Annotated in this window: 16 protein-coding genes and 2 tRNA genes; 11 read left to right on the top strand and 7 right to left on the bottom strand. The window is 43.2% G+C overall.

The window, feature by feature from the left end:
* Positions 1–93 precede the first annotated feature (93 nt).
* The 6 genes from narI to dacB all read right to left on the bottom strand — a co-directional run bounded on the left by narI (position 94) and on the right by dacB (position 10,178).
* Positions 94–771, bottom strand: coding sequence for a respiratory nitrate reductase subunit gamma (gene narI, locus M1E96_RS19045; RefSeq protein WP_070925589.1), 678 nt, complete (start codon positions 769–771; stop codon positions 94–96).
* Entirely contained in the window at positions 768–1,493 is a 726-nt protein-coding gene (gene narJ, locus M1E96_RS19040; protein WP_319067330.1) for a nitrate reductase molybdenum cofactor assembly chaperone, read from the bottom strand. Before narJ ends, narI begins: the two co-directional genes overlap by 4 nt.
* Entirely contained in the window at positions 1,493–3,046 is a 1,554-nt protein-coding gene (narH, locus tag M1E96_RS19035) for a nitrate reductase subunit beta (protein WP_140181065.1), read from the bottom strand. The genes narJ and narH overlap by 1 nt, the downstream gene beginning before the upstream one ends.
* Entirely contained in the window at positions 3,046–6,807 is a 3,762-nt protein-coding gene (locus M1E96_RS19030; protein ID WP_319067329.1) for a nitrate reductase subunit alpha, read from the bottom strand. Before M1E96_RS19030 ends, narH begins: the two co-directional genes overlap by 1 nt.
* Before the next feature lie 52 nt (positions 6,808–6,859).
* Positions 6,860–8,254 carry a NarK family nitrate/nitrite MFS transporter gene (locus M1E96_RS19025; protein ID WP_070925583.1) on the bottom strand — a complete coding sequence of 465 codons (1,395 nt, stop codon included), beginning with the start codon at positions 8,252–8,254 and terminating at the stop codon, positions 6,860–6,862.
* Positions 8,255–8,729: 475 nt separating this feature from the next.
* On the bottom strand, positions 8,730–10,178 hold the full coding sequence (gene dacB, locus M1E96_RS19020; RefSeq protein ID WP_140181059.1) for a serine-type D-Ala-D-Ala carboxypeptidase: 1,449 nt from the start codon (positions 10,176–10,178) through the stop codon (positions 8,730–8,732).
* 260 nt (positions 10,179–10,438) lie between these two features.
* On the opposite strand from dacB, the gene greA reads away from it, so the two are divergent.
* Positions 10,439–10,915 carry a transcription elongation factor GreA gene (greA, locus tag M1E96_RS19015; RefSeq protein WP_070925581.1) on the top strand — a complete coding sequence of 159 codons (477 nt, stop codon included), beginning with the start codon at positions 10,439–10,441 and terminating at the stop codon, positions 10,913–10,915.
* Between the two features lie 118 nt (positions 10,916–11,033).
* Here greA and yhbY read toward each other — a convergent pair whose 3' ends face one another.
* Positions 11,034–11,327: a ribosome assembly RNA-binding protein YhbY gene (gene yhbY / locus M1E96_RS19010; protein WP_070925580.1), complete on the bottom strand. Its 294-nt coding sequence runs from the start codon at positions 11,325–11,327 to the stop codon at positions 11,034–11,036.
* 207 nt (positions 11,328–11,534) lie between these two features.
* On the opposite strand from yhbY, the gene rlmE reads away from it, so the two are divergent.
* From rlmE to infB, 10 genes are all read left to right on the top strand, one after another.
* Positions 11,535–12,164 (top strand): 23S rRNA (uridine(2552)-2'-O)-methyltransferase RlmE, encoded by a 630-nt coding sequence (gene rlmE, locus M1E96_RS19005; protein ID WP_369427286.1) that lies wholly within the window; start codon positions 11,535–11,537, stop codon positions 12,162–12,164.
* Positions 12,165–12,221: 57 nt separating this feature from the next.
* Entirely contained in the window at positions 12,222–14,195 is a 1,974-nt protein-coding gene (gene ftsH / locus M1E96_RS19000) for an ATP-dependent zinc metalloprotease FtsH (protein WP_070925578.1), read from the top strand.
* A 67-nt stretch (positions 14,196–14,262) separates the two neighbouring features.
* Positions 14,263–15,111 carry a dihydropteroate synthase gene (gene folP / locus M1E96_RS18995; RefSeq protein ID WP_349485528.1) on the top strand — a complete coding sequence of 283 codons (849 nt, stop codon included), beginning with the start codon at positions 14,263–14,265 and terminating at the stop codon, positions 15,109–15,111.
* Positions 15,104–16,441 (top strand): phosphoglucosamine mutase, encoded by a 1,338-nt coding sequence (gene glmM / locus M1E96_RS18990; protein ID WP_070925576.1) that lies wholly within the window; start codon positions 15,104–15,106, stop codon positions 16,439–16,441. Before folP ends, glmM begins: the two co-directional genes overlap by 8 nt.
* Positions 16,442–16,699: 258 nt before the next feature.
* Positions 16,700–17,038 (top strand): preprotein translocase subunit SecG, encoded by a 339-nt coding sequence (secG, locus tag M1E96_RS18985; RefSeq protein ID WP_070925575.1) that lies wholly within the window; start codon positions 16,700–16,702, stop codon positions 17,036–17,038.
* Between the two features lie 96 nt (positions 17,039–17,134).
* A tRNA-Leu gene (locus tag M1E96_RS18980) sits at positions 17,135–17,224 on the top strand.
* A 59-nt stretch (positions 17,225–17,283) separates the two neighbouring features.
* Positions 17,284–17,360, top strand: a tRNA-Met gene (locus tag M1E96_RS18975).
* 206 nt (positions 17,361–17,566) lie between these two features.
* Positions 17,567–18,019 carry a ribosome maturation factor RimP gene (gene rimP / locus M1E96_RS18970; protein WP_070925574.1) on the top strand — a complete coding sequence of 151 codons (453 nt, stop codon included), beginning with the start codon at positions 17,567–17,569 and terminating at the stop codon, positions 18,017–18,019.
* A gap of 23 nt (positions 18,020–18,042) precedes the next feature.
* Positions 18,043–19,551: a transcription termination factor NusA gene (nusA, locus tag M1E96_RS18965; protein ID WP_070925573.1), complete on the top strand. Its 1,509-nt coding sequence runs from the start codon at positions 18,043–18,045 to the stop codon at positions 19,549–19,551.
* 23 nt (positions 19,552–19,574) lie between these two features.
* Positions 19,575–22,307, top strand: a complete 2,733-nt coding sequence (gene infB / locus M1E96_RS18960) for a translation initiation factor IF-2 (RefSeq protein ID WP_319067326.1) — start codon at positions 19,575–19,577, stop codon at positions 22,305–22,307.
* Positions 22,308–22,317 lie beyond the last annotated feature (10 nt).

The following is a 22,317-nucleotide window of genomic DNA, read 5'->3' as shown; positions in this document are numbered from 1 at the left end:
AAAAATGTATTGATATTTTATTAACAAAAAGAGATAAAACCCCCGCGGACGGGGGAGTTAAAGGTTTCTCAATAGCTATTAGGCGAGCATTCATTAATGGCGATTACGGACAATTTGATATCGACGAGTTAAATACTCAATTGGTACGCTCCAGATATGGACTAACCGGCAGAACGGGAACAGTAAGAAAATTGTCATTCCTAAGAAAATGTGTAATTTAAATACCCATGCAACACCTTCAAGGTTTGCTGAAGCACCGCCATGGAATGTCACAATTGATTGTGCCCAAGCAACTAGCTTCATCATTTCACTGCCATCCATATGTTGAGCAGAGAATGGGATCGTGAGCAGACCTAACGCAACCTGAATAACTAAAAGCGTTAAAATCATAATGTCACCAAATGAAGATGTCGCTCTAATTCGTGGATTGGTTAAACGACGTTTTAATAGCATCACACCACCGATTAACATTAATACTCCACAAGTACCGCCTCCGACCATGGCCATGATCTGCTTATATTCAATGGGCAAGAAAGATTCATACATCCAATGTGGCGTTAACATGCCCAAAAAGTGACCTACAAAAACGCCGATGATCCCGATATGAAACAAGTTAGAAGCAAGTCGCATGTTTTTTTTATCTAACATCTGGCTAGAACCGGCACGCCACGTATATTGACCATAGTCGTAACGTAACCAACTACCGATAATAAAAACAGCAGCGGCAATATAGGGATAGATATCAAAAAATAACATATTGATGTAATTCATTTTTGTGCTCCCGTACCCAACGAATTCCCCACGTTGAAATATTGAACTTTGGTCTCTTGTGCAAAGCGACGCTGGTGTTGGATAATTTTGTTATTGCCACATTGCGCACCTTCTCCAAGAAAGGTCACTTGCTCTTCTTCCCATACAGCATCTAATGCAGCAGGAGTATCATCTAAAGGCTCTTTCTCTACCTGAGCGGCCAATTGTGATGCATCTAATTCACTTTGTGAGAGACAAAGCAACACATCAAACAGTGTATGATAATCACTACCTCGTTGTTTTAAACGCTCAGCCAACAGGGCCAAAATAGGGGCAATGTTATTTAATCCTTCAATGCATTCAGTAGTAGATAGCAGTGTTAAATATTCAAGATAAGTCGGTAAATAGTCTGGAAGCTCACGACTGCTTAACGTGATCCCAGCTTGTTGATATTGATTTAACAGATCAACCATTGCCTGACCTCGGGAGCGAGATTCACCATGAACGTGCTCAAATAACAATAACGATCTTGCTCTACCTCGATCAAAAAGTTCACTGTAGTGAGATTGCGCATCTAATAACTCTTGTTGTGTTAATCGGTGAATAAAGGCCATTAATTTCGCAACTTGAGTTACAGGAAGTTCATCAGCTTCCTGTAATGCATCAATAAGTTCACTTCGGTTATCCCACAGCTCCTGAGTGGGATAATCTAAGAGATGAGAAATAACTTTCAGAGCGATCATTATATTTTCTCCTCTGAACGGCGTTGGTCTTGAGGTGTTTTTGATGTGATATCAATGGCATCAATACGATGACTATTAAACAGATTAAATTTGCTATCGCTACCATGACAACCATCACCAAAGCTAAAACCACAGCCATTCCGCTCAGGGAAGGCTTCTCTGGCTAATTCACGGTGGCTTGATGGGATCACAAAGCGATCTTCATAATTAGCGATAGCCAGATAGCGATACATCTCTTGCGCCTGTGCTTCGGTTAATCCAACTTGCTCTAATGCGCTTAGATCTGTTTTTCCTTCAACGGTTTCAGCGCGTTTGTAATGACGCATTGCTAACATACGTTTTAAGGCTAATAAAACAGGAGCAGTATCACCGGCAGTCAGTAAGTTTGCTAAATACTGAACAGGAATTCGTAAACTTTCTACATCAGGCAGCACACCAGTATGTGGTAATACACCTGCATCTGCTGCCGATTGGATTGGCGATAGAGGTGGTACATACCACACCATGGGTAAAGTGCGATATTCAGGGTGTAATGGTAAAGCCAACTTCCAATCCACCGCCATTTTATAGACAGGCGAACGTTGTGCGGCATCAATTACACTGAGTGGAATACCTTGCTCTTCTGCTGCTTTAATTACTTCAGGATCGAAAGGATCTAAGAAGATATCTAATTGGCTTTGATAGAGATCTGTTTCGTTATCAGCACTGGCTGCTTGTGAGATTTTATCAGCGTCATACAGCATCACACCTAGATAACGAATACGCCCCACACAGGTTTCAGAACACAAGGTTGGTTGACCTGCTTCAATGCGTGGATAGCAGAAAATACATTTTTCTGACTTACCACTTTTCCAGTTAAAGTAGATTTTTTTGTATGGGCATCCGGTTAAACACATGCGCCAACCACGGCATTTATCTTGATCTATCAATACAATGCCATCTTCGGCGCGTTTATAAATTGCGCCACTTGGGCAGGTTGCAACACAAGCAGGGTTTAAGCAGTGTTCACATAAACGTGGTAAATACATCATGAATGTATTTTCAAACTGCCCATACATTTCTTTTTGCATATGGGCGAAGTTTTTATCTGCTGCACGTTTACTAAATTCCCCCCCTAAATCATCTTCCCAGTTTGGCCCATTTTCGATTTTCGTCATACGCTGACCGGTGATCAACGAACGAGGGCGAGCTGTCGGTAAAGAGCCTTCAGGAGCATTTTTTAAATGTTCATAGTCATAATCAAAGGGCTCATAGTAATCGTCTAAGGCCGGTACATCTGGGTTAGCAAAAATTTTAGATAATAGACCAACACGGTTCCCCATTCTTGGTACTAACTTACCTTTAATATTTTTGATCCAGCCGCCTTTCCACTTTTCTTGATCTTCCCAGTTTTGCGGATAGCCTATACCCGGCTTTGTTTCAACGTTATTGAACCATGCATATTCAACACCTTCGCGACTAGTCCAAACATTTTTACAGGTCACTGAACAGGTATGACAGCCGATACATTTGTCGAGGTTCAGTACCATGCCGACTTGTGAACGAATTTTCATTATGCCTTCTCCTGTCCATTCAGGGTTTGTTGATAAGCATCCCCTTCACCATCGAGCCAATCAACCCGTTTCATTTTACGCACAACAACAAACTCATCACGGTTAGAGCCCACAGTACCGTAGTAGTTAAAGCTATAAGCTAGCTGAGCGTATCCACCAATCATATGCGTTGGTTTAGGGCAAACACGGGTCACTGAGTTATGAATACCACCACGCATTCCTGTGATTTCAGAGCCCGGCAGGTTAATTTGACGCTCTTGTGCGTGATACATATAAATCATGCCGTCTGGAATACGTTGACTGACAATCGCTCTCGCAGTCAGTGCCCCATTACTGTTATAGGCTTCAACCCAATCGTTATCGCTAATTCCCATCTCTTTGGCATCATCTTCACTTAACCACACCACAGGCCCTCCACGGCCTAGCGTTAACATGAGTAAGTTATCGCTATAGGTTGAGTGGATCCCCCATTTCTGGTGAGGAGTAAGGAAATTGAGTGCTTTTTCAGGGAAACCATTAGGTTTCTTACCTTTAACTGCATCAATAGCTTTAGTATCAATTGGTGGGCGATAAACCACTAAACTTTCGCCATAAGCACGCATCCACTCGTGATCTTGATATAGCTGTTGACGGCCACTCAAAGTACGCCAAGGGATCATCTCGTGAACGTTGGTATAGCAGGCATTATAAGAAACATGTTCATCTTCAAGACCCGACCATGTTGGGCTTGAAATGATCTTACGAGGCTGAGCAACGATATCGCGGAAACGAATTTTTTCATCTTCTTTGACTGTTGCTAAATGAGTGTGGTCACGTCCTGTGACTTTACTCAGTGCATCCCATGCTTTTACCGCCACTTGACCGTTAGTTTCAGGCGCTAAAGAGAGAATAACTTCTGCCGCATCAATTGCGGTCTCAATGACAGGGCGTCCTTTTGCTGTACCGTCATGACGAACACGATTGAGTTTTTTCAGGAAATCGACTTCTGTTTGTGTATTCCAGCTGATCCCTTTACCACCATTGCCCAGTTTATCCATGAGAGGTCCTAATGACGTAAATCGGGCATAGGTGTTCGGGTAATCACGCTCTACTGAAATAAGGTGCGGTGCTGTTTTCCCTGGAATAAGATCACATTCACCTTTTTTCCAATCTTTCACATCAAAAGGTTGTGCCATTTCAGCCGCAGAGTCATGCTGGATCGGTAATGTCACCAAGTCAGTTTCGACACCTAAATGACCAACGCAAAGTTTAGAGAAGGTTTTAGCGATGCCTTTATAAATCTCCCAGTCCGTTTTAGATTCCCAAGCAGGATCAACCGCAGCCGTTAATGGATGAATAAAGGGATGCATATCCGAGGTATTCATATCATCTTTTTCATACCAAGTTGCGGTTGGTAAAACGATATCGGAGAATAAGCAGGTGCTCGACATACGGAAATCTAATGTCACCACTAAATCAACTTTACCTTCGCCGCCATTATCTTGCCATTCGACCTCTTGTGGTTTGACTTGGCCTTGTTCACCTAAATCTTTCCCTTGTAAGCCGTTCTCTGTGCCCAACAGATATTTCAATAAATATTCATGCCCTTTACCAGCCGAGCCTAATAGGTTAGAACGCCAGATAAATAAATTGCGAGGGAAGTTTTGAGGGTTATCAGGTTGCTCTGATGCAAAGCGAATTTCACCTGATTTTAATGCATTAACAGTGTAGTCAGCTGCACTGATCCCCGCTTCTTGTGCTTTTTGGGCAATAGTCAGAGGATTGACATTTAATTGAGGAGCTGATGGCAGCCATCCCATGCGTTCTGAACGCACATTCATATCAATCAAACTACCGCTAAAGCGTGATTTATCGGCTAATGGCGATAATAACTCTGTTGGCGACACCGTTTCATAACGCCACTGACTTGAGTGGTTATAGAAAAATGATGTACTGTTCATATGACGAGGAGGGCGTTGCCAATCAAGGCCAAAGGCTAATGGCAACCAACCTGTTTGTGGACGCAGTTTTTCTTGTCCAACATAGTGTGCCCAGCCACCACCACTTTGACCGACACAACCGCAGAAAATCAGCATATTGATAATGCCACGATAGGTCATATCCATGTGATACCAATGGTTAATACCTGCACCGACAATCACCATTGAACGACCATGTGTTTTTTCTGCATTATCAGCAAATTCACGCGCAATACGAATAATATCTTGGCGATTTACCCCTGTGACTTTCTCAGCCCATGCGGGTGAGTATGCTTTGATTTCATCATAATTTGAGGCGCAGTTTTCATCATTTAAACCGCGATCAACACCATAGTTAGCTAATAATAAATCATAAACAGTTGTCACGTATTTTTCTTCGCCATTCGCAAGTGTAATGCGTTTAGCTGGAAGCTTATGAACTATCACATCATCAAGGGCAACACCTTCAAAGTACTCACTTTTGATCCCACCAAAGTAAGGGAATGCAACGTCTACAACATCATCATGGTTATTTAAAAGCCCCAATTGTAAGATGATCTCTTCGCCAGTTTTGCCGTCTTTAGGTTCAAGATTCCATTTAGCGGCACCTTCCCAACGAAAACCCATTGAGCCTTGAGGCACAACCAATTGCTGTGTTTTTTCATCAATGGCAATGGTTTTCCATTCAGGATTTTTCTCTTGATCAAGATTGTTGACTAGATCCGCAGCACGCAACATACGACCCGCCACTAACTTGCCAGAATCGTGTTTGTCTAACATCACCAACATTGGCATATCAGTGTATGTACGCACATAGTTACTAAAATATTCAGCTTGGCGTTGAACATGGAATTCGTTAAGAATAACGTGTCCCATCGCCATAGCCATTGCACTATCAGTGCCTTGTTTTGGGTTTAACCATTGGTCACAAAGTTTCGCAATTTCTGCGTAATCGGGGGTGACCGCGACGGTTTTAGTGCCTTTATAACGCACTTCGGTAAAAAAGTGGGCATCAGGGGTTCGTGTTTGCGGTACGTTAGAGCCCCACGCAATCAGATAAGAAGAGTTATACCAGTCGGCTGATTCAGGAACGTCTGTTTGCTCTCCCCAAGTCATTGGCGATGCTGGCGGTAAATCACAATACCAATCATAGAAACTTAAACATGCACCACCAATAAGAGATAAATAGCGCGCCCCTGCGGCGTATGAGACCATTGACATCGCTGGAATGGGGGAAAAACCGATAATACGATCAGGGCCAAATTCTTTTGCAGTAAACACGTTAGAAGCAGCAATGATTTCATTTACTTCAGACCATGATGAACGTACGAATCCACCACGCCCACGCGCTTGTTTATAGCTTTTTGTTTTTTCTGGTGAACTGACAATTGAAGCCCAAGCATCAACAGGATCGCTATATTGTGCCTTTGCTTCACGCCATAATTTAATCAGACGCTTACGTACCATCGGGTATTTAACGCGGTTCGCACTATATAAATACCATGAATAACTGGCACCACGAGGACAACCACGTGGTTCATGATCCGGTAAATCAGGGCGTGTACGTGGATAGTCAGTTTGCTGAGTTTCCCATGTCACTAGCCCATTTTTGACATAAATTTTCCAGCTGCAAGAGCCAGTACAGTTGACACCATGAGTAGAGCGGACAATTTTGTCGTGTTGCCAACGACTACGGTAACCATCTTCCCAGTCACGGTTAACATTCAGCTCTTGGCCATGATCCCCTGAAAAGGTATCACCAAGCTGCTTAAAATAGCGGAATCTATCGAGAAACTTACTCATCAGATACTCTCCCAATGCGCGTGAGCGCTCTCACATTGCGTATAATTCGTCATTATTGTTTATTGTGTTTACGTCCATAGACCAACCAAGTGATCAAGACGCAAGTGATATAAAATAGAACAAAGATTTTCATTGCACCGGCAGGCGAGCCAGTCATAGCTAGCGATGTACCGAAGGCTTTAGGAATAAAAAAGCCACCGATGGCACCAATTGCAGAGATAAAGCCAAGTGCAGCAGCGCTTTCAGTGACCGCTTCTTTTTGAGCAGCTTCATCGGAGGCGCCTTGTGCTTTCATACGGTCAATGGTGATTTTTCTAAACACCACAGCAATCATTTGGAATGTCGAACCACTACCTAAACCGGCTGTTAAAAACAACACCATAAAGACGCCATAGAACGCGATAAATGAGCCACCAGCATCATTTTCAGGTAGTGTTAAAAAGAGAAGGGCTGAGAAAATCGCCATAATAATGAAGTTAATCAGCGTGACTCTAATACCGCCAAATTTATCAGACAATATCCCACCCACGGGGCGAGCTAAGGCGCCTAATAAAGGGCCAAAGAATGCATAATGTAAGATAACGATATCTGGAAATTGGGTTTTAGATAACATCGCAAAACCCGCTGAAAAACCGATAAATGAACCAAAAGAACAGAGATATAAAATACTTAATAACCAGAGATGCCCACGTTTTAAAACAGGCAGTTGCTGCCTTAAAGAGGCTTTGTTAGCAGCAAGGTCATTCATACCGAACCATGCGGCAAATGTTAGGATAAGTAAGAAAGGCACCCAAATCCACGCTGCATTTTCTAGCCATAAACGTGAACCATCTGGTTGAACAACACCGGGGCCACTAAACATAGCAAAAACACCAGCACTAATGACTAATGGTGCAACTAATTGCATGACACTAACGCCAAGGTTGCCTAATCCGCCATTTAACCCTAATGCACCGCCTTGGCGCGCTTTAGGGAAGAAAAAGCTGATATTGGCCATACTTGAAGCAAAGTTCGCACCTGCAAAACCACATAATAGTGAAATCACAATAAAAGTTGAGTAAGAGGTTGTGGTGTCTTGCACAGCAAAACCGAGCCAAACACAAGGAATGATCAGAAATACAGTACTGATTGCTGTCCAGCGACGGCCACCAAAAATAGGGATAACGAATGAGTAAGGAACCCGTAAAATTGCACCAGAAACAGAAGGCAGTGCAGTCAACATAAACAACTGGTCGGTGGTAAAGTTAAAACCTACTTTGTTTAAATTTATTGCAACAGCACTAAAAAGCATCCATACACAGAATGATAAGAGTAAACAAGGAACAGAAATCCATAAATTGCGTGAAGCGATCTTTTGACCAGTCTTTTCCCAAAAAGCATTATTTTCAGGATCCCAATTTTCGATCACCCCTTTACGCATTTTTTCTGGGTGTTGAGTGAGTGCCATAACAACCTCGATTAACGGTTAAATTGGCACCTTTGTACGATTAGAATTGTTGATAAGTCATGATCTGCGTCAAGCAAACATTTGTTTGCTTTTTAAGCTAAGCGGGCTTTTGATACCTAAGTATTAATAGGCTTAATATTATTTATTTTTTAAATTAATAGGTTAAGGAAAATCATTCTAATTTAGCAGGGAAATTACCTCAGCTAGCTATTTGGAGGTAACGCTTTAGTGGTATATGGTATTTTATGCATTTTTAAGACACGTGGCTTAGGAATACATTTAGTCGAAAAATAACAATGAATGCACTCAAAAGAGGTTTAAAGAAAGTGCTTATTCACTGTTGAGACAGCGCAAAGATGATTTGATTGTGACCTACGATCGCTGAAATAAAAAGCCCCCATACTAAAAATAGGGGGCTCGTTATCAGTCTGAGCCCACCATGTGAGCTTTTTGTTGTTTGAATAGCCTTAAACGATCAATTCTTTTGATAAAGATCTTTATATAGCCTACTTTCAAAACGTACTAATGGCGCTCGTCGGGTCCGTTGTTGATTTTGAGGTACGGCATAGGCTGAAATATATTGCACAAAAGCAACACGTTGGCCACTTGCTGTTGTGATAAAGCCTGCTAGGTTATACACGCCTTGTAGCGCACCAGTTTTAGCAGAGACTTTGCCATTAACACCGGCTTCATCTAAACCACCACGATAGCGTAATGTTCCGTCATGGCCAGCAAGAGGAAGCATCGAAATAAAGTCAAGCTGCTGATCGTTTTTGGCGATAAACTGCAACACTTCCATCATGGTTGCGGGGGTAATGAGGTTATGACGAGATAAGCCTGATCCGTCGACCATCACGGTATTCGCCAAATCAATCCCTGCTTTTTGTTTCAAAACTTGCCGCACTGCATCGGATCCAGAGCGCCATGTGCCCGGTACGCCATAATAATCTCGGCCGATAGTTCTAAAAACAGTGTCTGCGATCATGTTGTCAGATTTTTTCAACATAACTTTCAGTAAGTCATGTAATGGCTTCGATTCTGTTTTGACCAACACCTGTGATTGAGCCGTTGGGAAGGTGCGTTTTTTCACATGGCCTGTAATTTCAATACCTGCATTGAGTAATTCGTTTTTAACAATCGAACCTGAATAGCTGGCACCATTTTGTACTGCAAAAGCAAGAGGTAATGGTTCACTACGTTGAGATAAGCAGCCTGTCAACGTGTAGCGATTTAATTCACCTGGAACGACATCAAGTTCACAATAGCGCCCTTCAGGAGCCCCTTTAGCAATCGTTTTTACTTCACTAAACATATTGACGGGATAGAAGCTAGCCGACTTGATATAGGCCATATCCCCCACTTTTTCGGCTGGATAAAGAGACACAGAAAAGCAGTTGCGGTCAATAATCGCCGCCGCTGGTGGTGCGCTAAAGCATTGAGTCATGTCATTCCATACCCAACCTGGCGCCTTATCATGGCTGGTAAATGCGGAAATATCGACGATCAAGTCGCCATCGACTTTATGAATGCCCACTTGTTTTAACGCGTTAACCATATTGCGTATTTGTTGGCGAGTGAGGGTAGGATCACCGCTGAAACGGATCACCAGATCGCCTGTTAATGTATTATTATTTAGTTTCGCATCCGTCTCGAAGTTAGTGACGAAGCGATAATCAGGCCCCAGTTGCAAAAGAGCAGCTAGCGCAGTGACCACTTTTTGTGTACTGGCAGGTAGTGCCATTTGCTGCGCATTGTAATCAATAATGGGGGTGTCACTACCGACTTTCTGCGCAACCAGAGCGAGGTTAGTACCATCAGGTAGATATTGCTTATAATCATCAATCGGAATAGCAAGCGCTTGCCCAACTGTAAAAGTGAGTCCTAAAGTGATGATCCATTTTCTGGTGAGTGTTAATAACGACATAAATTTCACGCATTAGGGTAGACATACTGTACATACTAAAGTGTAATGCCTGAAAAAGTAAACGATGACCGACTATTAAGTCTACGTTAGAATGGTTACCATTGTGATAAGATAAGTGTGTGAATGCATTTTCAAAACGCATTTACGGCCTGTGTATTGTTTGGACACCCCCTTATGTTGTAGGGTGTTTAGTGTACTGTTGTTACAAAAATCAGGAAGATACTTATTTTTAGATAGGATTGAAACAGAGGTATTTATCAATGAAACAGATTCCAATGACGGTATTTGGTGCAGATAAACTTAGAGAAGAGCTTGAGTATCTTAAATCTGTCCGCCGCCCGGAAATTATTGCATCGATTGCAGAAGCACGTGAACACGGTGACCTGAAAGAGAACGCAGAATATCACGCCGCTCGTGAACAACAGGGGTTCTGTGAAGGCCGAATTCAAGAAATTGAATCGAAACTTTCGCATGCTCAAGTGATTGATGTGACTAAAATGGCAAATAACGGTCGTGTCATTTTTGGTGCAACAGTCAGCGTTTTGAATGTCGATACCGATGAAGAATTGACTTATCGTATTGTTGGGGATGATGAAGCAGATATTAAGGTTAATCTGATTTCTGTTAACTCTCCGATTGCTCGTGGTTTGGTAGGTAAAGAAGTTGATGACGTTGTTGTTATCAAAACACCAGGCGGCGATGTAGAGTTCGAAATTCTTAAAGTTGAGTATATCTAATTCCTATTTCCCTGAATTGGTTATATTATTTTACGGTATTAGCGAAAAAGGCCGCTAGCGGCCTTTTTCTTCATATAGAAGCTGCCTTTAATGGCATTTTTATATAAATTAAGTGTAATTATTTAGGTAAAATAATTTTCCGCTCAGCTGATGGGCGGTAAAGAACAAGTATCTTGCCTATAATTTGTACATTTGCAGCACCTGTTTCGCGAACAATCGCTTCAGCGATCAAGTTTTTAGTTTCACGGTCTTCGCCTGCGATTTTGATTTTGATAAGCTCATGGTGAGCTAATGAAAGCTCAATCTCAGCTAAAACACCTTCAGTTAAACCATTGTTGCCAATCATAACAACAGGGTTTAAGTGATGAGCTAAGCTTTTCAGGTGCTGAATTTGTTTTTTATTAAGATTCATCGATTTTTTACTTCTTTAGTATTGAAAATGGCTTATTCTACCGCCATCTGATATCTATCACCATCAATTAATCTCTATCGGGTGGTAAAGAAGTGACAATAAATACCCAGAAGATTCAGGTCACATGTAAGTCAAAGCGTTAATAAGCATGTTGTTTGGAGAACTTTGGGGATAGATGTGTTTCTATGAGTATAGTTGGAAAATGCAATGGCCAATAAAAAACGTTCTGCAAGCTCCAGCCGTTGGTTGCAAGAACATTTTAGTGATAAATATGTTCAGCAAGCACAAAAGAAAGGGCTTCGTTCGCGTGCATGGTTTAAACTGGATGAAATCCAGCAAGGTGATAAAATTTTTAAACCAGGTATGACCGTTGTTGATTTGGGTGCAGCACCCGGAGGTTGGTCACAGTATGTTGTCAGCCAAATAGGCCAAAATGGTCGGGTGATTGCATGTGATATTTTACCTATGGATCCTATTGTTGGCGTCGATTTCCTGCAAGGTGATTTTCGCGATGAGGCAGTGCTAGCAGCGTTGTTGGAACGAGTTGGTGATAAAAAAGTTCAGGTGGTCATGTCTGACATGGCGCCGAATATGAGCGGGACGCCTGCGGTCGATATACCTCGATCAATGTATCTGGTTGAGTTAGCTTTGGATATGTGCCGTGCAGTATTGGCCCCTGGGGGAAGTTTTATTGTCAAAGTGTTTCAGGGAGAAGGCTTTGATGAGTACCTAAGGGATATCCGTTCCCTATTTACGAAGGTAAAAGTTCGTAAACCCGAATCTTCGCGGGCACGATCGCGTGAAGTATACATTGTAGCGGCAGGGCTAAAACTGTAGTACCCTGAGCGTTATTTGTTAACACAGTTGTAATATGAGGTTAATCCCTTGAGTGACATGGCGAAAAACCTGATTCTCTGGTTAGTCATCGCAGTTGTTCTGATGTCCTTGTTCCAGAGTTTTGGCCCAAGCGATTCGAATAGTCGCAGAGTTGATTATTCTACGTTTATCAATGAGTTAGCCCAGGATCAGGTACGTGAAGTTCGTATCACAGGTCGTGAATTAAACGTCAGAAAGGCGGATAATAGCCGCTATACAACTTATCTTCCTATGCAGGATGAGAAGCTGTTAGATACCATGCTTAACAAGCATGTAACTGTCGTTGGTGAACCACCAGAAGAACCTAGCTTACTGACATCTATTTTTATTTCCTGGTTCCCAATGCTTCTGTTGATTGGTGTCTGGATCTTCTTTATGCGCCAAATGCAAGGTGGTGGCGGTAAAGGAGCAATGTCATTCGGTAAAAGCAAAGCGCGGATGCTGACTGAAGACCAGATCAAAACAACTTTTGCTGATGTGGCTGGTTGTGATGAGGCAAAAGAAGAAGTTGGCGAAATCGTTGAGTTCTTACGTGAACCTGCGCGTTTCCAAAAACTGGGTGGTAAAATTCCTAAAGGCGTCCTAATGGTAGGGCCTCCGGGTACAGGTAAAACATTGCTTGCTAAAGCGATCGCTGGTGAAGCAAAAGTACCATTTTTTACTATTTCAGGTTCTGACTTCGTTGAAATGTTTGTCGGTGTTGGTGCATCTCGTGTTCGTGATATGTTCGAACAAGCGAAAAAAGCAGCGCCTTGCATTATCTTTATCGATGAGATTGATGCGGTCGGTCGTCAACGTGGCGCAGGTTTAGGCGGCGGTCACGATGAACGCGAGCAAACATTGAACCAAATGTTGGTTGAAATGGATGGTTTTGAAGGCAATGAAGGTATTATCGTCATTGCAGCGACTAACCGTGCAGATGTTCTTGACCCTGCATTATTACGTCCAGGTCGTTTCGACCGTCAAGTTGTGGTTGGTTTACCTGACGTACGTGGTCGTGAGCAAATCCTGAAAGTTCATATGCGTCGTGTGCCGATTGATCCAAACGTAGATACGTTTATTTTGGCGCGTGCAACACCGGGCTTCTCGGGTGCTGAATTGGCTAACTTAGTCAACGAAGCTGCATTGTTTGCCGCTCGTGCTAATAAGCGTGTTGTTTCAATGGTTGAGTTTGAAAAAGCACGTGACAAGATTTGGATGGGTGCTGAACGTCGTTCTCTGATGATGACTGAAGAGCAAAAAGAGTCGACGGCTTATCATGAAGCAGGTCATATGATCGTTGGTCATTTGATGCCTGAGCATGATCCTGTACACAAAGTTACCATTGTTCCTCGTGGACAAGCGCTGGGTGTTGCTTTCTTCTTGCCTGAAGGTGATGAAGTGAGTCGTAGCCGCTTGAAACTTGAAGGTATGATTGCAACTGCTTACGCAGGTCGTATTTCGGAAGAATTGATCTATGGTCCTGATAAAGTCACTACAGGTGCTTCATCGGATATTCAATTTGCTACGAATACCGCACGTAACATGGTAACTCAATGGGGCTTCTCAGACCGTTTAGGCCCAATGCAGTATTCTAAAGAAGAAGGTCCTGCATTCTTAGGCCGTTCTTCAGGTAATGGTTCAGGTATTTCTGATGAAACAGCACGTATTGTTGATGAAGAAATCAAAATTATCCTAGACCGCTGCTATCAGCTCGCTTATAAAACGCTGACTGACAATATTGATATTTTGCATGCAACTAAAGATGCATTATTGAAATATGAAACGATTGATATGCCTCAGATTGATGATCTGATGAATAGACGTCCAGTGCGTGAGCCAGCAGGCTGGGATGAAGACAAAAAAGTGAGTAATGTAACAGGTTCGTTTGGTACAGGTTTTGGTGGTTCAAAAACTGAAGCAAATACTGATACTTCTCCGTCTGAAGAACCAAAAGATAATACTGATGAATCTAATTCATCAAACAATACAAACGATAATAAACCACAGTAAGTTATTGTTTGACACGTAATCTCAAACCCCAGTTTACTGGGGTTTTTTACATTGAGGCACAATAATAATGAAAATCAGCGCTAGAGGTTGTGAACTTGATTTATCAACACCTAAAGTGATGGGGATTTTGAATGTTACTCCTGATTCATTTTCAGATGGTGGCACCCATAATCGTTATCATGATGCAATTGAGCACGTTGCTAGAATGGTCAAGGAAGGCGCAACCATTATTGATATTGGTGGTGAATCAACGCGCCCCGGAGCCGCTGACGTTTCAGTTAATGAAGAGCTAGAGCGTGTTATTCCAATTGTCGAAGCCATTGCACAACGTTTTGACGTATGGATTTCTGTTGATACTTCAAAAGCAGAAGTTATGTCAGAAGCGGCTAAAGCTGGTATGCATCTGATCAATGATATTCGTTCATTACATGAAAAGGGTAGCCTAGAAGTTGCGGCAAAGACAGGCTTGCCAGTCTGTCTTATGCATATGCAAGGTCAACCACGAACGATGCAAGAAGCGCCTAATTATGAAAATGTCGTACGAGAAGTGAAAGATCACTTTCATTCAGAAATTGAGCGCTGTGTCGCAGCAGGGATCCATCGACAACAGATAATACTTGATCCAGGTTTTGGTTTTGGTAAGAACTTAGCGCATAATTACCAACTATTAGGAAATTTAGATCAGTTTCATGATTTCGGATTACCGCTATTGGCAGGTATGTCACGTAAATCTATGATTGGAAACTTATTGAATGTTCCACCTCAAGAACGGCTTGCGGGCAGCATTACTTGTGCGACCATTGCATTGATGCAAGGAGCGCAAATTATTCGTGTCCATGATGTTAAAGAGACAGTTGATGCAATGAAGATCGTTCAGATGACTCTGTCAGAAAAGGAAAAGTTAGCGTATGAGTAACCGTAAATATTTTGGTACCGATGGTATTCGTGGCAAGGTGGGCGATAGCCCAATCACACCTGATTTTGTTTTGAAATTAGGTTGGGCAGCAGGAAAAGTGCTGGCACGTCATGGTTCGCGAAAAATTATCATTGGTAAAGATACGCGTATCTCTGGCTACATGTTGGAGTCATCATTAGAGGCGGGTTTGGCTGCTGCGGGGCTATCAGCCTCTTTCACAGGTCCAATGCCAACCCCAGCCGTTGCTTATTTGACTCGCACCTTCCGTGCAGAAGCAGGGATTGTTATTTCAGCGTCACATAACCCTTATGATGATAATGGGATTAAATTCTTCTCAATCGATGGTACGAAATTACCTGACGAAGTTGAAGAAGCTATTGAAGCTGAAATGGAAAAACCGATTACTTGCGTTGAATCGGCAGAACTTGGCCGTGCAAACCGTATTGTCGATGCGGCAGGTCGCTATATTGAATTTTGTAAAGGTACATTCCCAAGTGAACAAAGCCTTTCTAGTCTAAAAGTGGTTATCGATTGTGCAAATGGAGCTACTTACCATATTGCACCGAACGTTTTCCGCGAATTAGGGGCAGAAGTTATTGCTATTGGTTGCGAACCTAACGGTATCAATATCAATGAAAAATGTGGTGCAACAGATGTACGCATGCTGCAAGAGCGCGTAATCGCAGAAAAAGCCGATGTTGGCCTAGCATTTGACGGTGATGGTGACCGTTTAATTATGGTTGATCACCAAGGTAATAAGGTTGATGGCGACCAAATCCTCTATATCATTGCTCGCGAAGCATTGCGTCAAGGTCAACTCAAAGGCGGCGTGATCGGGACGCTAATGAGTAACATGGGTCTCGAAATCGCACTAAAACAATTGGGTATTCCATTTGAGCGAGCAAAAGTTGGTGACCGTTATGTTCTTGAGAAGCTGCAAGAAAAAGGTTGGCGCATGGGGGCAGAAAACTCAGGTCACATCATCTTATTAGATAAGACGACAACCGGTGACGGTATTGTTGCTGGTTTGCAAGTTCTGAGTGCGATGGTCCGTAATCAAATGAGTCTACATGATCTGTGTAGCGGCATGAAATTATTGCCACAAGTACTCGTTAACGTACGTTTCGCAGGTACACATGATCCTCTACAAAGTGAGGCAGTATTAGCGGCGAATGAGCAAGTTGAAAAAGAACTTGCGGGTAAAGGTCGTGTATTGCTCAGAAAATCAGGTACTGAGCCTTTGATCCGTGTCATGGTCGAAGGGGAAAACGAAGCGGATGTATTGGCGATGGCTAATCGTATTGCTGATGCAGTGAAAGCGGCTGGCTGATAAAATTTATTAGTGATTGCTGTTTTAAAAACAGACTTGTTGCTGAGTTGAAAGCTGTGCTGTCAGTTATTTTACTCAATTGTTGTTTTTTTCTGCAAATGAGCTCAGGAAATAAAATTTGGCTTGCTTGTCGGCTCAGCATTAGTTAGTATTCGCACCTGCTCATTCCCGCAAAGGTCATTCTTCAAGGGCAATAGAGCAGGTGTGCAGTAATAAAGGTCATAGATACTATGAACCGCAACTGAATAGGTAACTCAAATGTACATAGCTCTTTTAATTATTTTCTTGCTAGCAGCAATCGGCCTAATTGGTCTGATCATGTTACAGCAAGGTAAAGGTGCTGACATGGGTGCATCATTCGGTGCGGGTGCTTCTGCAACACTGTTTGGTTCATCGGGTTCAGGTAACTTCATGACCCGTATGACTGGGATCTTGGCTGCTGTGTTTTTCATTATCAGTTTGATTCTTGGCAATATGACTGCCAACAAATACGGAACTGGTAGTAAGTGGGAAAACATTAGTGAACCTGCTAAAGTCGAGCAACCAACAGACGTTCCGGCAGCACCAGCTACACCAACGAGCGACATTCCTCGTTAAGTGTTAAAGATCCCGGATGAAGGCATTTAAGCCATCATCAAAGAAGTAAAGAATTTGAGGTTATTGTTTGTTATAAACGGATAACCTCGCCTCAGTGCCGAGGTGGTGAAATTGGTATACACGCTACCTTGAGGTGGTAGTGCCTACAAAACGGGCGTACGGGTTCAAGTCCCGTCCTCGGCACCATTATTTAAGATGACTTGTGATCTATGAGTTATCTGTGTAGAATATGTCACGTTTTCGAACGCGGGGTGGAGCAGCTTGGTAGCTCGTCGGGCTCATAACCCGAAGGTCGTCGGTTCAAATCCGGCCCCCGCAACCAATTCTTAGTCAGCATATCTTTTCAGATGTATTTATCGTAAATTCTCATCGATTTATTTAGATTTTAAAGATATACTAAGAAGATGGTGAACCCGTTGGCACTACAGGGTCCAGTTTCATAAAGCCCCGAAATTTCGGGGTTTTTTGTTATTTGACAATCGAATTAACTGGGCTTTTATAGCCCTTTTTTTATGTCTGGGGGTGGGCTTGTCCACATTAGAGCAAAAATTAACAGAGATGATTTCAGCACCGGTGGAAGCACTTGGCTTTGAATTTGTAGGCTTAGAGTTTGTCCGCGCGCGTACATCGACATTGCGTGTTTTCATTGATAGTGAAGAAGGCATCACCGTTGATGATTGTGCTGATGTCAGCCATCAGGTGAGTGCAGTATTGGATGTCGAAGATCCAATTTCTGTCATTTATAACCTAGAAATTTCGTCACCAGGGCTAGAACGCCCACTGTTCACTGTCGCCCACTATGAGCGTTTTGTCGGTGAAGAGGTGGCTCTGACTTTGCGCATTGCGATGCAGAACCGCCGGAGATGGCAAGGTATTATTAAAGCTGTCGAAGGTGAAATGATAACGGTTACTGTGGATGGTAAGGATGAAGTGTTCGCCCTTGGCAACATCCAGAAAGCTAACTTGGTACCCCACTTTTAATTAAGTTCAATGAGGCAACTAGGATGAACAAAGAAATTCTGGCTGTTGTTGAAGCGGTTTCTAACGAAAAATCCCTCCCTCGTGAAAAAATCTTCGAGGCTCTGGAAACGGCACTGGCGACAGCAACCAAAAAGAAATATGAGCAAGAGATCGATGTTCGTGTCGAAATCGACCGTAAATCAGGTGACTTTGATACGTTCCGCCGTTGGTTGATCGTTGATGAAGTGACTATGCCAACACGTGAAATCACGTTAGAAGCGGCACAATATGAAAATCCAGAGTTGAAACTGGGTGAGTATGTTGAAGATCAAATTGAATCAGTTGTTTTTGACCGTATTACCACGCAAACGGCGAAACAAGTTATCGTTCAAAAAGTTCGCGAAGCTGAACGTGCGATGGTTGTTGACCAATTCCGTGAGCAACAAGGTGAAATCATCACTGCTCAAGTGAAGAAAGTGAATCGTGAAAATATCACGTTAGATCTTGGTAACAATGCTGAAGCCGTTATTTTACGTGAAGACATGTTACCACGTGAAAACTTCCGTCCAGGTGACCGCATCCGCGGAGTCCTGTATGATGTTCGTCCTGAAGCACGCGGTGCGCAGCTTTTTGTTACTCGTTCTCGTCCTGAAATGCTGGTTGAATTATTCCGCATTGAAGTACCTGAAATTGGTGAAGAGATCATCGAAATCAAAGCTGCTGCTCGTGATCCAGGTTCTCGCGCTAAGATCGCAGTAAAAACTAACGATAAGCGTATTGACCCAGTTGGTGCTTGCGTAGGTATGCGCGGTGCACGGGTTCAAGCCGTTTCTAGTGAATTAGGCGGCGAGCGAATTGATATTGTGTTATGGGATGATAACCCTGCTCAATTCGTTATTAATGCAATGGCTCCGGCTGATGTGGCATCTATTGTCGTCGATGAAGACAAATGTACGATGGATGTTGCCGTAGAAAGTAGTAACTTGGCTCAAGCGATTGGCCGTAATGGTCAAAACGTTCGCTTAGCGGCACAATTACTGAAAAAACACCGTGGTGATGACAAATGGGAACTGAATGTCATGACCGCAGAAGAGCTGAATGCAAAACATCAGGCAGAAGCACATGCTTCTATTGACACATTCACCAAGCATCTTGATATTGATGAAGAGTTCGCCACTGCACTTGTTGAAGAAGGCTTCTCGACGTTAGAAGAACTGGCCTACGTGCCTATTAAAGAGCTTCTGGAAATTGACGGTCTCGACTCCGATACTGTTGAAGTTCTACGTGAAAGAGCAAAAGCGGCCCTCACTACGATTGAATTGGCTCAAAAAGAGAGCCTAGGTGATAATCAGCCAGCAGAAGATTTATTGAATCTGGAAGGTATGGATAATACTCTAGCTTATAATTTAGCTACTCATGGTATCTGTACACTGGAAGATCTTGCTGAGCAGGGCATCGACGACCTGATTGATATTGAAGGTCTGGATGGTGAGAAAGCAGGAGCACTCATCATGGCTGCACGTAATATTTGCTGGTTCGGTAACGATGCGTAAACACTGTAGCAGGAAGGAACGGCATGACAGAAACTGTAAAATCATTGGCAGCAGAAATTCAAACCACAGTTGAGCGCCTGGTACAGCAATTTGCTGAAGCAGGGATCAAAAAAGGTGAGAATGACTCTGTTAGTCAGTCAGAAAAAGAAACATTGCTGGGGCACTTAAATCGTGAACACGGCGGCTCGGCGGGACAGCCGAGTAAGTTAACATTGCAACGTAAAACGCGTAGTACGTTGAGTGTTCCAGTTACCGGTGGTAAAAGTAAATCGGTAAATGTAGAAGTCCGCAAAAAACGCACTTATGTGAACCGTGACGCTGAGCAAGCGCAAGCGGAAGAGCAGGCGAAGCGTGAAGCGGAAGAGCAGGCACAGCGCGAAGCTGAAGAACTGGCAAAACGTGAAGCTGAAGCTAAACGTATCGCAGAAGAAAAAGCGAAACAAGAAGCACAAGCAAAACGTGATGCCGAAGAAAAAGCAAAACGTGAAGCAGCTGAAAAAGCTACGCGCGAAGTAGCGGAAAGAGAAAAAGTGAAACCAAGCGAAAATCATCAAAAAGCTGGCAAAGCCGGTGAGAGCAATTCTGAAAAACAGCGCCTTGAAGCCGAGGCAGCCGCTCTGAAACGTAAAGCGGAAGAAGAAACTCAACGTAAAGTTGAAGCTGAAGCTAAACGTGTTGCAGAAGAAGCTCGTAAAATGGCCGAAGAAAACGGTGAAAAGTGGACGAGTGATGCAAAATCTGAAGAAGATAGTGACTATCACACCACAACCTCTCAACATGCGCGTGCAGCGGAAGATGAGAGTGATGAGAAAGAAGAAGGCCGTCGTTCTCGTAACCGTAGTGCGAAAGCACCTCGCCAAAAGAAAGGCAATAAACTTTCTGAGAAAGCCGATCGTGAAGAAGAACGTGCTGCTGGCCGTTCTGGTCGCGTTAAAGGTAAACAACGTAAGGGTAGCTCACTGCAACAAGGCTTTACTAAGCCTGCCGCAGCAGTAAACCGTGATGTTATTATCGGCGAAACGATCACTGTTGGCGAATTAGCTAACAAAATGGCTGTTAAAGGCTCACAAGTGATTAAAACAATGATGAAGATGGGCGCTATGGCGACTATCAACCAAGTCATTGACCAAGAAACTGCACAACTTGTTGCAGAAGAAATGGGCCATAAAGTTATTCTGCGTCGTGAAAACGAGCTTGAAGAAGCGGTAATGAATGATCGTGACACTGGCTCTGCAATGGAAGAGCCACGTGCACCTGTTGTGACAATTATGGGTCACGTTGACCACGGTAAAACGTCACTACTTGACTATATTCGTTCAACCAAAGTTGCTTCAGGCGAAGCGGGTGGTATCACCCAGCACATTGGTGCATACCATGTGCAGACTGACAAAGGTATGATCACCTTCCTAGATACCCCTGGTCACGCCGCGTTTACCTCGATGCGTGCTCGTGGTGCACAGGCAACGGATATCGTTGTTCTGGTTGTTGCAGCGGATGATGGCGTGATGCCACAAACTATCGAAGCTATCCAACATGCGAAAGCAGCTGGCGTACCGATCGTTGTTGCTGTGAACAAAATTGATAAACCAGAAGCGGACCCAGATCGTGTCAGAAACGAACTGTCTCAATATGGCGTTATTTCTGAAGATTGGGGTGGTGATACTCAGTTTATCAGTGTATCTGCGAAAAAAGGAACAGGTATTGATGACCTGCTCGACGCTATCCTACTGCAAGCTGAAGTCTTAGAGCTGAAAGCGGTTTATGCAGGTATGGCAAGCGGTGTTGTTGTTGAATCTTACCTTGATAAAGGCCGTGGTCCAGTAGCCACTATCCTTGTTCAAGAAGGTACATTGAACAAAGGCGATATCGTGCTTTGTGGCTTTGAATACGGCCGTATTCGTGCGATGCGTAACGAATTAGGTAAAGAAGTTCAATCTGCTGGCCCATCAATGCCTGTAGAGATCCTCGGTCTATCAAACGTTCCATCAGCGGGTGATGAAGCGACAGTTGTTCGTGATGAGAAGAAAGCGCGTGAAGTTGCTTTGTATCGTCAGGGCAAATTCCGTGATGTTAAACTGGCTCGCCAACAGAAATCTAAACTGGAAAACATGTTTGCTAACATGGAAGACGGTAAGGTTTCTGAATTGAACATCGTTCTGAAAACAGATGTTCAAGGTACCTGTGAAGCGATCACTGACTCACTGATGAAACTGTCAACTGATGAAGTTAAAATTAAAATCATCGGTTCTGGCGTTGGTGGTATCACTGAAACTGATGCTACTCTGGCAGCGGCGTCTAACGCAATCATTCTTGGCTTTAACGTACGTGCTGATGCTTCTGCTCGCCGTGTTATTGAAAGTGAAAGCGTTGACCTGCGTTACTACTCCGTTATCTATAGCCTGATTGATGAAATCAAACAAGCAATGAGCGGTATGTTAGCGCCTGAATACAAGCAGCAAATCATGGGTCTTGCAGAAGTTCGTGATGTATTCAAATCACCGAAATTTGGTGCAATCGCTGGTTGTATGGTGACTGAAGGAACTATCAAACGTAATAACCCAATCCGTGTTCTACGTGATAACGTGGTTATTTACGAAGGTGAGTTGGAGTCACTGCGTCGCTTTAAAGATGACGTCAACGAAGTGCGTAATGGCATGGAATGTGGTATCGGTGTTAAGAACTACAACGATGTCCGCGTTGGCGATATGATCGAAGTCTTTGAAGTAATTGAAATTAAACGTTCAATTGACGGTTAATTTCACGAGT

Origin of the sequence: Providencia sp. PROV236 (assembly GCF_033676985.1) — a bacterium.
GTDB classification, from domain to species: Bacteria; Pseudomonadota; Gammaproteobacteria; order Enterobacterales; family Enterobacteriaceae; genus Providencia; species Providencia manganoxydans.
This window is presented reverse-complemented; position numbering and strand designations above follow the sequence as displayed.

Bases quoted from the DNA above. Each gene is read 5' to 3' on its own strand.
- greA (WP_070925581.1), top strand. From the start codon at position 10,439: ATGAAACAGATTCCAATGACGGTATTTGGTGCAGATAAACTTAGAGAA.
- rlmE (WP_369427286.1), top strand. From the start codon at position 11,535: ATGGCCAATAAAAAACGTTCTGCAAGCTCCAGCCGTTGGTTGCAAGAA.
- ftsH (WP_070925578.1), top strand. From the start codon at position 12,222: ATGGCGAAAAACCTGATTCTCTGGTTAGTCATCGCAGTTGTTCTGATG.
- folP (WP_349485528.1), top strand. From the start codon at position 14,263: ATGAAAATCAGCGCTAGAGGTTGTGAACTTGATTTATCAACACCTAAA.
- secG (WP_070925575.1), top strand. From the start codon at position 16,700: ATGTACATAGCTCTTTTAATTATTTTCTTGCTAGCAGCAATCGGCCTA.
- infB (WP_319067326.1), top strand. From the start codon at position 19,575: ATGACAGAAACTGTAAAATCATTGGCAGCAGAAATTCAAACCACAGTT.
- M1E96_RS19030 (WP_319067329.1), bottom strand. From the start codon at position 6,807: ATGAGTAAGTTTCTCGATAGATTCCGCTATTTTAAGCAGCTTGGTGAT.
- dacB (WP_140181059.1), bottom strand. From the start codon at position 10,178: ATGTCGTTATTAACACTCACCAGAAAATGGATCATCACTTTAGGACTC.
- narJ (WP_319067330.1), bottom strand. From the start codon at position 1,493: ATGATCGCTCTGAAAGTTATTTCTCATCTCTTAGATTATCCCACTCAG.
- nusA (WP_070925573.1), top strand. From the start codon at position 18,043: ATGAACAAAGAAATTCTGGCTGTTGTTGAAGCGGTTTCTAACGAAAAA.
- glmM (WP_070925576.1), top strand. From the start codon at position 15,104: ATGAGTAACCGTAAATATTTTGGTACCGATGGTATTCGTGGCAAGGTG.
- narH (WP_140181065.1), bottom strand. From the start codon at position 3,046: ATGAAAATTCGTTCACAAGTCGGCATGGTACTGAACCTCGACAAATGT.
- yhbY (WP_070925580.1), bottom strand. From the start codon at position 11,327: ATGAATCTTAATAAAAAACAAATTCAGCACCTGAAAAGCTTAGCTCAT.
- M1E96_RS19025 (WP_070925583.1), bottom strand. From the start codon at position 8,254: ATGGCACTCACTCAACACCCAGAAAAAATGCGTAAAGGGGTGATCGAA.
- narI (WP_070925589.1), bottom strand. From the start codon at position 771: ATGAATTACATCAATATGTTATTTTTTGATATCTATCCCTATATTGCC.